This is a genomic window from Microvirga tunisiensis, from assembly GCF_009296175.1.
In the GTDB taxonomy this organism is placed as follows: Bacteria; Pseudomonadota; Alphaproteobacteria; order Rhizobiales; family Beijerinckiaceae; genus Microvirga; species Microvirga tunisiensis.
Map to the genome: position 1 here is coordinate 82,622 of NZ_VOSK01000004.1, position 14,153 is coordinate 96,774.

Here is a 14,153-nt window from a genome sequence, read left to right on the forward strand (position 1 = left end):
CCTCCCAAGTCATGGCCGGCCTTGTGCCGGCCATCCCGATGATTTGAAGCGCCGCACTTTTCCGATAGGGATCACCGGCACAAGGCCGGTGATGACGAGAGAGATGGGGTTTCACGAACACTGCGTCCGCAGCACCTTTACGGCCGCGATCAGCTCCCGGATCCGGTCGCTCTGCAAGAGCGGGATGAGGGTCGCGATCTTTTCGCGCGGCAGGTCCCACCATTTCGCATCGAGCAGGGCTGCGATCGTCTCCTCGTCGAAGCGGAAGCGGATGACCTTGGCCGGGTTGCCGCCGACGATGGCGTAGGCCGGCACGTCCTTGGTCACGATGGCATGGGCCGCGACCACGGCGCCATGCCCCACGGTCACACCTGACATGACGATGGCGCCGGAGCCGAGCCAGACATCGTGACCGATGGTCACGTCGCCGCGGGAGGTGTGATAATCCTCGCTTCGAGGCGCCGCGGGCCAGAGTTCCCGGAAGGCCGAGAACGGATAGGTGGTGCCCCAGTCGGTGCGATGGTTGCCGCCGAGCAGGATCTCGACCTTGTCGGCGATCGAGCCGTAGCGGCCGATGGTGAGCTTCCGGCCCGACTCGGGGAAGCGCACCTTAGGCTTGCCGTAGGTGAACTCGCCGATCTCGTAGCCGTAGCGCCCGGCCATGCCGGCCAAGTGCACGCGGGTCTGGTTGTGCGGGTTGCGCCAGTTCTTCAAACGGTGCCGGAGCTTCATCGTCTGGCTCCATAGACCAGAGAAGAACGTTGACGGCAGGGGGGCAGCGCGCGCACAAGGGCCTCCGAAGCGGTTTGGTCAGTGCAAGGAGCGTCGGGGATGGGAGACAACATCTCGCAGGATCTGAAATCGGGAGCGATGTTCTACCATCAGTATCCGCGCCCCGGAAAGCTCGAGATCCAGCCGACGAAGCCCCTCGGCAACCAGCGCGATTTGGCGCTGGCCTATTCCCCCGGCGTGGCCGCCCCCTGCGAGGCAATCGCCGCCAACCCGGCCGAGGCCGCCAATCTCACCTCCCGCCAGAACCTGGTCGCCGTGATTTCCAACGGCACGGCCGTGCTGGGACTCGGGGATATCGGCCCGCTCGCCTCCAAGCCCGTGATGGAGGGCAAGGCGGTCCTGTTCAAGAAATTCTCCGGCATCGACGTGTTCGACATCGAGGTGGCCGAGAACAACGTGGACAAGCTGGTCGAGGTGATCGCGGCGCTGGAGCCCACCTTCGGCGGCATCAACCTCGAGGACATCAAGGCGCCGGAATGCTTCGAGGTCGAGGAGCGATTGAAGGCCCGCATGGGCATCCCGGTCTTCCACGACGACCAGCACGGCACCGCGATCATCGTGGGTGCCGCGGTGATGAACGCCCTGGAGCTTGCCGGCAAGCGCATCGAGGACGTGAAGATCGTCACCTCGGGCGCCGGTGCCGCGGCGCTCGCCTGCCTCAATCTCCTCGTGTCGCTCGGCGCCAAGCGCGAGAACATCTGGGTCACGGATATCAAGGGCGTAGTCCATGAGGGCCGCAACGAGCTCATGGACCGTTGGAAGTCCGCCTATGCGCAGGACACGGATGCGCGCACGCTCGCCGACGTGATCCCCAATGCGGACGTGTTTCTCGGCCTCTCGGCCGGCGGCGTCCTCAAGCCGGAGCTGCTCGCCCAGATGGCGCCGCGCCCGCTGATCATGGCGCTCGCCAATCCCTATCCGGAGATCATGCCGGAGGAGGCGGAGGCCGCGCGACCCGACGCGATGATCTGCACCGGGCGCTCGGACTATCCGAACCAAGTCAACAACGTCCTGTGCTTCCCCTACATCTTCCGCGGCGCGCTCGATGTCGGTGCGACGACGATCAACGAGGAGATGAAGGCGGCCGCCGTGAAGGCCATCGCAGGCCTTGCCCGCGAAGCTCCGTCCGAGGTGGTGGCGCGCGCCTATGGCGGCGAGGCGCATCCCTTCGGCCGCAAGTCCCTGATCCCGAGCCCCTTCGATCCGCGCCTCATCCTGCGCATCGCGTCGGCGGTGGCCAAGGCCGCCATGGATTCCGGCGTCGCGACGCGGCCGCTGGCGGATCTGGACGCCTATGCGGAATCGCTCGGCCGCTTCGTGTTCCGCTCCGGCTTCATCATGAAGCCGCTGTTCTCACAGGCGAAGGCCGACCCGAAGCGCGTGATCTATGCCGAGGGCGAGGACGAACGCGTGCTGCGCGCCGTGCAGGTCATCGTCGAGGAGGGCATCGCCAAGCCGATCCTGATCGGGCGTCCCAACGTGGTCGAAACGCGCATGAAGCGGTTCGGCCTGTCCATGGAGATCGGACGCCATTTCGAGCTGGTGAACCCGGAAGACGATCCGCGCTACCGCGATTACGTCGCGTCCTATGTGGAGGCGGCAGGCCGCAAGGGCATCACGCCGGATGCGGCCAAGACCCTGGTGCGCACCAACTCCACCGTCATCGGCGCGCTCGCGGTGAGGCGAGGGGATGCGGATGCGCTGATCTGTGGCCTGGAAGGCCGCTTCCAGTCCCGCGTCAAGCACATCAAGGACATCATCGGGCTCGCTCCCGGCGTGCATGAGATGGCGGCTCTGTCGCTGGTCATCACGTCGAAGGGCGCCTACTTCCTCGCCGACACCCACGTGCAGGTCGATCCGACGGCGGAACAGATCGCCGACATGACGATCGCCTGCGCCAGCCACGTGCGCCGCTTCGGCATGAAACCCAAGATCGCTCTGCTGTCCCATGCCGATTTCGGCGCTGCCGATACGCGCTCGTCCCTGAAGATGCGCGAGGCCCTGGCCTGCATCAACGAGCGCGCGCCGGACCTCGAAGTCGACGGTGAGATGCAGGCCGATGCGGCCCTGTCCCAGATGATCCGCGACAGGGTGAACCCCGCCTCGCGCCTGAAGGGCGAGGCGAACGTGCTGATCATGCCGAACCTGGATGCCGCCAACATCGCGTTTCAGTTCACCAAGGTCCTGGCGGATTCGCTCCCCGTTGGCCCGATCCTCATCGGCCCGGCAAAACCCGCACATATCCTGACCCCGTCCGTGACGGCGCGCGGCATCGTCAACCTGACGGCGATTGCGGTCGTGGAGGCGCAGGCGGCGGAAGAGGATCAGCCGACGCTGATCTGAAGGGCGGCGACGACACAGCAGCCTTCACAGGCTGCCGCACCGTTCCCCGTTCATGGCCGGGCCTGTCCCGGCCATCCCGATTATGAAAAAGCACGGCGCCTTTCGAGACGAGATCACCGGCACAAGGCCGGTGATGACGGCGGAGAGGAACGGCCGGTAGGCTTCGAGATGCTGTGCGAACGGGCAGCCGTCACTCGGCCGTCGCGCTGACGTTCAGCTTGTCGAGGATGGCTTTGGGATCGGGCAGCACGACCGCTTCCGCGATGCCGAGGCCCGACGGATCCTTGGGCGTCGCGTTGACCGTGAGCCTGCTGGGCTTGGCGATGAAGCGGGCGATGGCCTGGCTTAGGGTCCGAGCCTGCTCGGAACTGCCGATCATCGCCGGCACCACGAAGGCCGCGGCCGCGGCATAGGTGCGACGCAGCGATTCCGGCGTCGTCTTCTGCTCCTTGGCGGACTTGGCCATGTAGCGCTCGAACAGGCCCTTGTTCTCGACCGTGAGGTCGAGCGCCTTCGCCCTGGCTCCCACCAATGCAACGGTCGCAATCGCCGTATCGGCGTTGAAGAGGTCCTTGCCGACATTGCCGATGCGGCCCGTCAGGCCGATGGTGCCCATGTCCAGACCCTGGAACGAGACCTCGTTGAGAGCGATTTCGCTCGTGGCCTCGTTCCAGGTGGCCGCGGCCAGGAGGGATACGTCGACGTTCTTGTAGCCGAGTGCCACAAGCTCCTTGATGCCGTCGTCGGTGCTGTTCGAAGGCAGCGCCATCGTCAGGTTCTGAAGGCCGATCCGGATATTGGTCGGAATGGCGTTCACGGGCTTGTCGGCGGTCAGCTCGAAGCCCTTCAGTCCGGCCTGGATCTTGACCTTCTTGCCTTCGTCGTCACTGGACCCGTCGATGGAGAATCCCGACAGGCGCAGCGTACCCAGGGTCGGGACGAGGCTCCGCACGACCGCTGGGTCGATGTCGTCGAAAGACTTCCCCTGAAGCGTTCTCAGGCCGTCGATCGTCTGGCGGAACGAGAAGCCTGTCAGGCTGAACCCGTCGATCTTGACGCGATTGTCCTTGTCGGAGAACTCGAAGCCTTCCCATCTCACATCGGCGGGCTGAGCGTCCGTGCCACCCGTGTAGGCAATTCGGTTGATCCGCGTCAGACCGGAGCCATCCTTGCCTTTTGCAGTCGCCTCGATGCCGGAAGCTTCCATGAAGCCGATCTGGAATGCGTCGAGGAAATCGGCGATGGCGGAAAGGAGACGCGCCTGATCCTCGGAGGAGTGATCCTGACGGTACGCCATCTCGGTGAAGATGCCGATGGAACCGTGCCAGGAGTCCTTCGTCGGCCGTCCCTGGAAGTCCCTGCCGCCGAACCGGGCGATCTTGAAGGCAACGCCCGTCTCGTTGTCGGCAAATTCCATGTTGTCGATGGCGAAGGCCCCATAGACTCTGATGAACGGAGCCGAGGTGCTGTCGGCCTTCGTCTCGTAGAGACGCGCGAGAGCGGGCAGATCGAGCTCGCTCATGCTCGTGCGGCCGGTACTGATCAGCACGTTGTTCTTGGCGCCGCTCGTTTCCGTCGCGCTCGTCTCGATCAGAGCCGAGGCGATCCGGCCCTGGGAGATATCGCTGAGAGTGGCATTCCGATAGGTCGTCGTCTGCGTCTGCTTGCCGACGGTCTGCTTCACCCGCGCTTCGGGAATCGTGATCTGCTTCACGGTGATGCGCTTCAGGCGGCTTTCCATCGCCTCCGTGGAGGTCGAGGAAAACAGCGCCTCGATATCGGCCCGCGATGAGGAGGTTCCTGAAAACTCGATCCGCTTCGCCTCATAGGTCGTGGACCCGAAGGTGAAGCTCACATTGTCCAGGCTGAAGCTGTCGGCGGATTGTGCGAAGGCGGCGCTCCAGAGCGGCGCCCTGACCGCTCCGATGGTGATGCGCTGGCTGCCGTTGTCGATGACGAGGTCACGGAGAACCGCAGGCTCGAACTGCAAGGCCGCGGAGCCGGCCACCAAGGCGAGTGCGCAGATCCCTGCGCGGTTACGAAGTCCCATGTGATCCCCCAAGCCGGCGAATCCAGCGCCGGCCAACCCTGAATGAAAGTGCTAGCGCATCGAATAGGACGTTACATGACGGTTTTACAACGAGAACGAGGTGCCGCAGCCGCAGGAGGCGGTGGCATGCGGATTCTCGATCTTGAAGGACTGGCCGATCAGGTCGTCCACGAAATCGATGACGGAACCGTCCATGTACTGGATCGAGACCTCGTCCACCACCACGGTGGCCCCGTCCTTTTCGATCACGAGATCGTCGTTCTGCCGGGTCCGGTCCACGTCGAAGGCATATTGGAACCCCGAACAGCCGCCTCCGTTGACGCTGATTCTCAGGTGGGAGCCTGCCGGCTCTGCAGCCATGATCTCGTTGATGCGGCGGGCGGCGCGGTCAGTCAGAGTGATACCGGTCATGGGCACTTCCAGTCCTTAGGAGGACGTAATTCTTGCATAAGATGTTATGAGCAAGGTAAGTGCGCGCTGACAAGGCTTCAACCCGGGGATGATTGTGCGGCCCTTTGGCGAGAGATGGAGAGCCCCTTACGCCTGCGACCCTCATGGGAGCCGCGGTCGGCTGTTCCCCGAGGCAGTCTCGCCCACCCGCAGCGAGTTCCAGCGTGACCGGGACCGGATCATCCATTCCTCGGCCTTCCGCCGGCTCAAGCACAAGACGCAGGTTTTCGTCTATCACGAGGGCGACCATTTCCGGACCCGGCTGACCCATACCATCGAGGTGAGCCAGATCGCCCGGGCGCTCGCCCGCTCTCTCGGGCTCGACGAGGACCTCGCCGAGGCGCTGGCGCTCTCCCATGACCTTGGCCACACCCCGTTCGGCCATACGGGCGAGGATACGCTCGACGAGTGCATGGCCGGGTTCGGCGGCTTCGACCATAACGCCCAAGCCTTGCGGGTCGTGACCCGCCTGGAGCGTCGTTATGCGGAATATGACGGGCTTAATCTCACCTGGGAAACCTTGGAGGGGCTGGTCAAGCATAACGGCCCGCTCCTCGACGCCGGCGGACAGCCGACCCTGCGCTATGCCGCGCGGGGCGTTCCGCTGGCAATTCTCGAATACAACGCCCAGCAGGACCTGGAACTCGCCACCCATGCCGGTGGAGAAGCGCAGGCGGCGGCCATCGCCGACGATATCGCCTACGATGCTCACGACATCGACGACGGGTTGCGAGCCGGGCTGTTCGGGATCGAGGAACTGCGCGAGGTGCCGTTTCTCGAAGGACTTCTGGCGGAGATCGACGCGCGCTATCCGGCCCTCGATCTCTCCCGGCGCATCCATGAGCTGACCCGGCGCGTCATCACCCGCTTCGTCGAGGACGTGGTGGCCGAGGGGGACCGCAGGATTGCGGCTCTGTCTCCGCAGACGGCGGTGGATATCCGGCAGGCGGGCGACACCATGGTCTGCTTCTCGAACGCCATGAAGGAGGCCGACGCCTCCATCAAGCGCTTCCTCTATGCCCATATGTACCGTCATCCGGACGTGATGCGGGTTCGCGCCCAGGCGGACGACGTGCTGCGGGATCTGTTCAGGCGCTTCAAGGCCGAGCCGAATCTGATGCCGGAGGAGTGGCAGGCGGATCTGCCGCGAGACGACGAGCCCCGACTTGCCCGCCGCGTGGCGGATTACATCGCGGGCATGACCGACCGATATGCGATCCTTGAACACCGGCGCCTGTTTGACGTAACGCCGGACCTGCGCTAGCGCATCGTGCGGAAAAGTGGCCTCGGTTTTCCGCTCAAACGATGCGCTCATTTTAGGATGAGATCATCGAATGAGCCCCAAAAGTGGCTTCCACTTTTGGGTCCGATGATCGAGCGCACCGAAGCATTCGGGGCCAAGGGGCTCTCCAGAGACAAAGTACCATGAACATTTTCGGGCTGTTTGAGAAGCGGGTTGCGGATGCGCTCGGCCGGTTGGCCGAAGGGGCCAAGATTCCATCGGGGCTGGACGTCAGCCGCGTCGTGGTCGAGCCGCCGCGCGATCCCTCCCACGGCGATCTCGCCACCAACGCCGCCATGGTGCTGGCCAAGGAGGCGCGCATGAACCCGCGCGCCCTGGCCGAGCTTCTCGTCGCCGACCTTCAGGACGATCCGCGCGTCACCAAAGTCGAGATTGCCGGTCCCGGCTTCATCAACATCCGGCTCGCGCCTTCGGTCCTGCATGAGGTTCTGCGCGCAGTGGTCGTCGACAGCAACGGCTTCGGCCGGAGCGGGCAGGGGGCGGGTTCTTCGGTGAATGTGGAATACGTCTCCGCCAATCCGACCGGCCCGATGCATGTGGGCCATTGCCGCGGCGCGGTGTTCGGCGATGCCCTGGCCGGACTCCTGGATTTTTCCGGCTACAAGGTCGCCCGCGAGTACTACATCAACGACGCGGGTGCGCAGGTCGATGTCCTCGCCCGCTCCGCCTATCTCCGCTACAAGGAGGCCCTCGGCCAGGAGATCGGCGCCATCCCGGAAGGGCTCTATCCCGGCGACTACCTGAAGCCGGTCGGCGAGCGTCTTGCCAAGGATTACGGCCCGGGCCTGCTCGACAAGCCGGAATCCGAGTGGCTGCCGCTCGTGCGCGAGACCTCCATCGACGCCATGATGGACATGATCCGGGCCGATCTCGCCGCGCTCAACATCCACCACAACGTGTTCTTCTCCGAGCGCTCCCTCCAGAAGGGGCCCGAGGGCGATCAGGTAGCCAAGATGATCGAGGAGCTGAAAGCCCGCGATCTGGTCTATATGGGCCGCCTGCCGCCCCCTAAGGGCCAGAAGGACGAGGACTGGGAGGACCGGGAGCAGCTTCTCTTCCGCGCCACCGCCTATGGCGACGAGGTGGATCGTCCGCTCATGAAGTCGGACGGGTCCTACACCTATTTCGCCTCGGACATCGCCTATCACCGCTCCAAATACGAGCGTGGCTTCCTGTCGATGATCGACGTGCTCGGCGCCGACCATGGGGGCTACGTGAAGCGCATGCAGGCGGCCGTCAGGGCCGTCTCCGACAACAAGGCCGAGCTCGACGTGAAGCTGTGCCAGCTGGTCAAGCTTCTGCGCGGCGGCGAGCCGGTGAAGATGTCGAAGCGCTCGGGTGACTTCGTGACCCTGCGCGAGGTGGTCGACGAGGTGGGCCGGGACGCCACCCGCTTCATGATGATCTTCCGCAAGAACGACGCGCCCCTGGATTTCGACCTGGCCAAGGTGGTCGAGCAGTCCAAGGACAATCCGGTCTTCTACGTCCAGTACGCTCATGCCCGCTGCGCCTCCGTGTTCCGGCAGGCGGCCGAGGCATTCCCGGGTGCCGACTTCTCGGCCGCGCAGCTCGAAAGGGCTGATCTCTCGATCCTGAGTGACGAAGCGGAAATGGACATCATCCATCGCATCGCCCAGTTTCCCAGGACCATCGAGGCTGCGGCCGAAGCTCATGAGCCTCACCGAGTCGCATTTTACCTTTACGACTTGGCCAGCGCCTTCCATAGTTTATGGAATAAGGGCAAAGACTTGCCGCAATTACGCTTTGTTAATCTAACTGATGAAGATTCAACACAAGCGAGGCTCGCTCTCGTGCATGCCCTGAAGGGCGTGCTCGCATCGGGCCTCGCAATCCTGGGCGTCACGGCACCCGACGAAATGCGATAGTGTTTCTTGAGGCGGATCAACCGCTTACGAAGCATTCGCGTCGAGTTCTGTCACGTCGTGCCCGCGGAGCAACAGGTGCTCCTGTCGCGTAACTGGAGATCCGGCGCATGAGCGAATCAGTGAAGCCCCGTTTTGCCGTCGACCTCAACGAGATCGAACGGCAACTCGCCCATGCGGGCACGCCGCAATCTCAGCCGGCCTCCGTCGGACGGAACGATCCGCTCGCGGAATTGGCCCGGATCGTGGGACAAGACGATCCATTTCAATCCATTTTGGCCAATGACGGTTCCGCCCGTCCGCGCCAGCAGGGCTCTTCCATCGACGACCTTTTTGCCGTCCGTGACACGATGCCGCAAACCGCGCGAGAGACGCCGGCTCGCGCTACGCATGGCGGGCATGTCGCCCCTTCCATCGATCATGGCTCTTATCCCCGGAGCCACGTCCGAAGCCCCGAGCCTGCCTATGCTCCCCAGGATCAGGACGCCTATGGCAACGAGGCCTATGCTCAGGATTATTATGCCGATCAGGCGGGGCATTATGCCGAGCAGGACTACGACCAGTCCCAAGACTATGCACCGGTCGAGAAGGGTCGCTCCCGCAAGGGCATGATCGCGATCGCTGCCGTCGTCGGTGCCGTCGTGCTTGGCGGTGGCGGGGCTTATCTTGCCTCGGGTTCGTCGGCGGTCACGGGTGGCGCGCCGCCGCTCGTGAAGGCCAACAATGAGCCGACCAAGGTTCAGCCGCAGAACCCGGGTGGGGTCGAGATCCCAAATCAGAACAAGCAGATCTACGAGCGCGCCAATCAGAATACGGCGACGAAGGTCGTCAACCGTGAAGAGCAGCCGGTCGACGTGCAGCAGGCCGTGCGCATGAGCGGCAGCTCCGTGGCGGATGCGACCGGCGGCACCGTCCCCGGCGGCGCGATCAAGCCTCAGCAGACCGCCAGCCTGAATCTCGGGGAGCCGAAGAAAGTTCGCACCGTCACGATCCGTCCCGACGGCACCGTGGCGGGAGCGGAGCCACCGGCCGCTCAGCCCGCAGCTTCCGCTGCGGCGATGACTTTGCCGCCGCAGGCCCAGCCGGCTCCGGCGGGCCGTCCGACGCCCGCTTCGGTTCAGGTGGCGTCGGTCCAGCCCAAGCCGGCCGCGAGCACTCCCATGGCGGCCCCCGCTACGCCCGCTCCGACGCCGAAGCCGGCTCCCGCGGCAGCCACGCCCACGACCACGCCTGCGCCGCAGCAGGTCGCCTCGGTCCAGCCGGTCGCCCCGGCAGCAGCGGAGACGACGCCGACCGGCGGTTTCGCCGTGCAGCTCGGCCTGGCAAATTCGGAGGCCGCGGCACAGACTGCCTTTGCTTCGTTCCAGCGCAAGTATTCCGACCTCGGGAATATGCCGTCGCTGATCCGCAAGGCCGAGGTGAACGGCAATACGATCTATCGCGTCCGGGTCGGACCCCTGTCCAAGGAGGAGGCTTCCTCCCTCTGCTCCAAGCTGCAGGGCCAGGGCGGACAGTGCTTCGTCGCCAAGAACTGATCCCGGCGTAGCAGCTGAGATTTCTTGACCCTGCCGAGCAGGGGACGTAAGGCGCGGGTATGAAAACCCGCGCCTTTATTGCTGGATGCTCCGGCACCGAGCTCACCCCCGACGAGGTCGCCTTCTTCAAGGAGGCGGATCCCTGGGGTTTCATCCTGTTCCGCCGCAACGTGGGGACGCCTGAGCAGGTGAGGGCGCTCTGTGCCTCCTTGAGGGATGCGGTCGGACGGGCCGATGCCCCGATCCTGATCGATCAGGAAGGTGGCCGGGTTCAGCGCATGGGGCCGCCGCACTGGCCGAAATACCCCTCCGGAAGCGTCTATGGCCGCCTCCACGCCAACGATCCGCTGGTTCAGCGCGAGATCACCCGCCTCGGGGCGCGGCTGATCGCCCACGATCTGCGCTCCGTCGGGATCACGGTCGATTGCCTGCCGGTTCTGGACGTACCATCGCCGGGCGCCCACGACGTGATCGGCGACCGAGCCTATGGCAAGTCGCCGAGCCAGGTCGCCATCCTGGGCCGGGCCGCCGCCGAGGGTCTGCTGGCCGGCGGCGTGCTGCCGGTGGTCAAGCATATGCCGGGCCACGGCCGGGCCGGTGCCGACAGCCATAAGGCGCTTCCCGTGGTCGAGGCCTCTCGTGAGGAGCTGGAGAGGCACGATTTCGCACCCTTCCGCATGCTCACCGACATGCCTCTGGCGATGACGGCGCACGTGGTCTACACGGCGCTCGATCCGGAGCGGCCGGCGACGACCTCCCGCATCGTCATGGAGGAGATCATCCGCAGCCACATCGGCTATGACGGGCTGGTGATGACCGACGACCTGTCCATGCATGCCCTTTCGGGATCGTTCCGGGACCGGACCGAGGCCGCTTTCGGGGCCGGCTGCGACATGGCCCTTCATTGCAACGGCAACATGGAGGAAATGAGCGCCGTCGCCGAAGCAGCCCCCACCTTGAGCGGAGAATCCCTGCGTCGTGCTAACGCTGCGTTAGCTCGCATCACCCATGATCCGGAGCCTTTGGATCCTGTGGATGCCCGGGCCAGACTCGATTCTGCTCTTGCGATGATCGCCTAAAGCTTATGAAGCTTCGAACCCCATGAGTTGAGTACGGTCGATGGCGAACCCCTTACCCTTCGAAGATGTCGAACGCACGGAGCGTAGCGAAAGCGAGCCCGCTCTGCTCGTCGACGTGGACGGGTTCGAGGGGCCGCTCGACCTGCTGCTGGAACTCGCCCGTCGCCAGAAGGTGGACCTCCACCGCATCTCGATCCTGGCTCTCGCCGAGCAGTACATCACCTTCATCGAAGAGGCGCGCCGTATGCGCCTCGAGCTGGCAGCGGATTACCTCGTGATGGCGGCCTGGCTCGCCTATCTCAAGTCGCGCCTGCTGCTGCCCGAGCCGCCGAAGGGCGAGGAGCCGAGCGCCGAAGAATTGGCGACTGCCCTTGCCTTGCGCCTGCGCCGCCTGGAGGCGATCCGCGAGGCCGCCAAGAAGATGGGCGAGCGCGCCTGGCTCGGCCGGGACGTCTTCGCCCGCGGCGCGCCGGAGCCTGTGATCGTCAACCGGGATTCTCGCTACGAGGCCAGTCTCTACGACCTTCTCAAGGCGTATGCGCAGCAGCGCCAGATCCAGTTCAACGCCCGGGTATCCCTGCACAAGCGGAACGTCTGGTCCCTTGTCGATGCGCGGGAGGCCCTGGAGCGCCTGGTCGGTCACCTGAGCGATTGGGTGACCCTCGACACCTATCTGGTGGAATACATGGTCGAGCCTGCCATGCGCCCGACCGTTCTGGCCTCGGCCCTGTCCGCCACCCTGGAAATGGTGCGCGAGGGCAAGCTCACGATCCGGCAGGACGAGGCCTTCGCTCCGGTCTGGGTCAAGCCCGTCGCAGACCCGGCCGAGGCAGGAGTTTAAGATGCTGCCTGACATGCAGGAAGATACAGCCGATATGCCGGAAGCGGAGGCTCCCAAGGCCAGTCAAGGGTCGGATCATCTGCCCGATCACGATGAAGCCATGCGAATCGCCGAGGCGCTGCTGTTTGCCGCCGCCGCGCCCTTGAGCGCCGAGGAGCTGGTCGGCCGGCTGCCGGAAGGCGCCGATGTGGAGAAGATCCTTCAGGACCTGACCGAGCTCTACGCGCTCCGGGGCGTCAATCTCGTCCGGGTGGCCGGAAAATGGACCTTCCGCACGGCAAGTGACCTGTCCTTCGTGCTTGCCCGTAACGTGGTCGAGCAGCGCAAGCTCTCCCGTGCCGCCATGGAGACCCTGGCGATCATCGCCTATCACCAGCCGGTCACCCGCGCCGAAATCGAAGAGATCCGCGGCGTCGCCACCTCGAAGGGCACCATCGATACCCTCCTGGAAACCGGCTGGATTCGCCTGAGGGGACGTAGGAAGGCTCCTGGCCGTCCCGTCACCTACGGCACGACGCCGGGCTTCCTGGAGCATTTCGGCCTCGACGCCGTCGAGGATCTGCCGGGTCTCGAAGAACTCAAGGGAGCGGGCTTTATCGAAGGGCGCGTTCCCTCCGACTTCTCGGTGCCTGTCCCCACCGACGCGGACGCCCTGCGCGAGGACGAGGATCCGCTCGAGGACGATCTCCTCCAGCCTCTGGACATGCACCAGTCCGAGGCAGGCGAGGAATGATCGCAAAGCCTACCGGGTCCGCGCTCGACCGGTTTCGTTTGCCCCGCTGGGGCCAGCGCGGCACGGCGGGCGCATCGATCCCGGCCCAGCTTACCTTCGAGAACATCGTCCAGGTTTATGGCAATCAGCGGGCGCTCGACGGCGTCTCGCTCACCGTCGAGCCGGGGGAGATCATCTGTCTGCTGGGTCATTCCGGTTGCGGAAAGACCACCCTGCTGCGTATCGCCGCGGGCGTCGAGGCGCCGACCTCTGGCCGGGTGCTGATGGACGGCCTGGAGGTCAGCGGATCACGGGTCTTCCTGGAGCCGGAGAGGCGTGGCATCGGGCTGATGTTCCAGGATTATGCCCTGTTCCCGCACATGACGATCCTGCAGAACATCATATTCGGCCTCAAGGATCTCTCGGCCTCCGAGACCGGGATCGCCGCGCGTCGGGCCCTGTCCCGCGTCGGGCTCGAGCACTACGCCAACGAATATCCCCATACCCTTTCCGGCGGCGAGCAGCAGCGCGTGGCGCTGGCCCGGTCCATCGCGCCACGCCCCGGCGTCCTGCTCATGGACGAGCCGTTCTCGAACCTCGACCGGCGCATGCGCGATGCCATCCGGGACGAGACCGTCGCAATCCTGAGAGAAACCGGCGCTACGACCATCGTCGTGACGCACGATCCGGAGGAGGCGATGCGGATCGCCGACCGGATCGTGCTCATGCGCGCCGGCACGATCATGCAGCAGGGTGAGGCCGAGGAGATCTATCGACGCCCGGCGAACCTGTTCGCAGCCCGCTTCTTCTGCGACTTCAACGAGATCGAGGGCGTGGTTCGCAATGGCCAGGTTTCCTGCCCGGTGGGCGTCTTTCCGGCGCCGCAAATGGAGGATGGTCCGGCCATCGTCTGCGTGCGGCCGCAGGGATTGAAGCTCAGGCCCGCAGGCTTCTGCCTGCCGGGACGTGTGGTGTCTCGTCGCTTTCTCGGCGAGGTCGATCTCGTGCATATCGATGTGCAGGGGGTGGACCGCCCCCTCCAGGCCCGCGTTCGCGATCCCGTTGGCGTGAAAGAGGGACTGGATGTGGGCATCGAGATCGATACGAAGGATGTCCTTGTTTTCGCCGCCTCCGACGCATAGGTTGGCGACGAGTTCATATTGAA

At 64.9% G+C, this 14,153-nt stretch carries 11 protein-coding genes; 8 read left to right on the forward strand and 3 right to left on the reverse strand.

Annotated features, from left to right (window positions below; all coding sequences use genetic code 11):
* Positions 1-111 precede the first annotated feature (111 nt).
* Positions 112-732, reverse strand: a complete 621-nt coding sequence (locus FS320_RS03025) for a CatB-related O-acetyltransferase (protein ID WP_152709127.1) — start codon at positions 730-732, stop codon at positions 112-114.
* 99 nt (positions 733-831) lie between these two features.
* Here FS320_RS03025 and FS320_RS03030 point away from each other — a divergent pair, with 99 nt between their 5' ends.
* On the forward strand, positions 832-3,135 hold the full coding sequence (locus FS320_RS03030) for an NADP-dependent malic enzyme (RefSeq protein WP_152709128.1): 2,304 nt from the start codon (positions 832-834) through the stop codon (positions 3,133-3,135).
* 190 nt (positions 3,136-3,325) lie between these two features.
* Here the strand turns inward: FS320_RS03030 and FS320_RS03035 are convergent, their stop codons facing one another.
* Both FS320_RS03035 and erpA read right to left on the reverse strand, forming a co-directional pair.
* The gene (locus FS320_RS03035) at positions 3,326-5,185 is read right to left on the reverse strand and encodes a hypothetical protein (RefSeq protein ID WP_152709129.1); all 1,860 of its coding nucleotides are present in this window, start codon (positions 5,183-5,185) and stop codon (positions 3,326-3,328) included.
* A gap of 84 nt (positions 5,186-5,269) precedes the next feature.
* Complete coding sequence (gene erpA / locus FS320_RS03040; RefSeq protein WP_152709130.1) at positions 5,270-5,596, reverse strand: iron-sulfur cluster insertion protein ErpA; 327 nt, start codon at positions 5,594-5,596, stop codon at positions 5,270-5,272.
* Between the two features lie 88 nt (positions 5,597-5,684).
* On the opposite strand from erpA, the gene FS320_RS03045 reads away from it, so the two are divergent.
* From FS320_RS03045 to FS320_RS03075, 7 genes are all read left to right on the forward strand, one after another.
* Positions 5,685-6,899, forward strand: coding sequence for a deoxyguanosinetriphosphate triphosphohydrolase (locus tag FS320_RS03045; protein ID WP_152709131.1), 1,215 nt, complete (start codon positions 5,685-5,687; stop codon positions 6,897-6,899).
* Between the two features lie 161 nt (positions 6,900-7,060).
* Entirely contained in the window at positions 7,061-8,824 is a 1,764-nt protein-coding gene (gene argS, locus FS320_RS03050) for an arginine--tRNA ligase (RefSeq protein WP_152709132.1), read from the forward strand.
* Between the two features lie 107 nt (positions 8,825-8,931).
* Positions 8,932-10,356: an SPOR domain-containing protein gene (locus FS320_RS03055; RefSeq protein WP_152709133.1), complete on the forward strand. Its 1,425-nt coding sequence runs from the start codon at positions 8,932-8,934 to the stop codon at positions 10,354-10,356.
* A gap of 59 nt (positions 10,357-10,415) precedes the next feature.
* Positions 10,416-11,435 carry a beta-N-acetylhexosaminidase gene (gene nagZ, locus FS320_RS03060; protein ID WP_152709134.1) on the forward strand — a complete coding sequence of 340 codons (1,020 nt, stop codon included), beginning with the start codon at positions 10,416-10,418 and terminating at the stop codon, positions 11,433-11,435.
* A 40-nt stretch (positions 11,436-11,475) separates the two neighbouring features.
* Positions 11,476-12,276 (forward strand): segregation and condensation protein A, encoded by an 801-nt coding sequence (locus FS320_RS03065; protein ID WP_152709135.1) that lies wholly within the window; start codon positions 11,476-11,478, stop codon positions 12,274-12,276.
* Position 12,277: 1 nt separating this feature from the next.
* Positions 12,278-13,009 carry an SMC-Scp complex subunit ScpB gene (gene scpB, locus FS320_RS03070; protein ID WP_152709136.1) on the forward strand — a complete coding sequence of 244 codons (732 nt, stop codon included), beginning with the start codon at positions 12,278-12,280 and terminating at the stop codon, positions 13,007-13,009.
* Entirely contained in the window at positions 13,006-14,130 is a 1,125-nt protein-coding gene (locus FS320_RS03075; protein WP_152709137.1) for an ABC transporter ATP-binding protein, read from the forward strand. Before scpB ends, FS320_RS03075 begins: the two co-directional genes overlap by 4 nt.
* Positions 14,131-14,153: the final 23 nt, after the last annotated feature.

Bases quoted from the DNA above. Each gene is read 5' to 3' on its own strand.
- nagZ (WP_152709134.1), top strand. From the start codon at position 10,416: ATGAAAACCCGCGCCTTTATTGCTGGATGCTCCGGCACCGAGCTCACC.
- FS320_RS03025 (WP_152709127.1), bottom strand. From the start codon at position 732: ATGAAGCTCCGGCACCGTTTGAAGAACTGGCGCAACCCGCACAACCAG.
- FS320_RS03075 (WP_152709137.1), top strand. From the start codon at position 13,006: ATGATCGCAAAGCCTACCGGGTCCGCGCTCGACCGGTTTCGTTTGCCC.
- FS320_RS03045 (WP_152709131.1), top strand. From the start codon at position 5,685: ATGATTGTGCGGCCCTTTGGCGAGAGATGGAGAGCCCCTTACGCCTGC.
- erpA (WP_152709130.1), bottom strand. From the start codon at position 5,596: ATGACCGGTATCACTCTGACTGACCGCGCCGCCCGCCGCATCAACGAG.
- FS320_RS03065 (WP_152709135.1), top strand. From the start codon at position 11,476: ATGGCGAACCCCTTACCCTTCGAAGATGTCGAACGCACGGAGCGTAGC.
- argS (WP_152709132.1), top strand. From the start codon at position 7,061: ATGAACATTTTCGGGCTGTTTGAGAAGCGGGTTGCGGATGCGCTCGGC.
- scpB (WP_152709136.1), top strand. From the start codon at position 12,278: ATGCTGCCTGACATGCAGGAAGATACAGCCGATATGCCGGAAGCGGAG.
- FS320_RS03055 (WP_152709133.1), top strand. From the start codon at position 8,932: ATGAGCGAATCAGTGAAGCCCCGTTTTGCCGTCGACCTCAACGAGATC.
- FS320_RS03030 (WP_152709128.1), top strand. From the start codon at position 832: ATGGGAGACAACATCTCGCAGGATCTGAAATCGGGAGCGATGTTCTAC.
- FS320_RS03035 (WP_152709129.1), bottom strand. From the start codon at position 5,185: ATGGGACTTCGTAACCGCGCAGGGATCTGCGCACTCGCCTTGGTGGCC.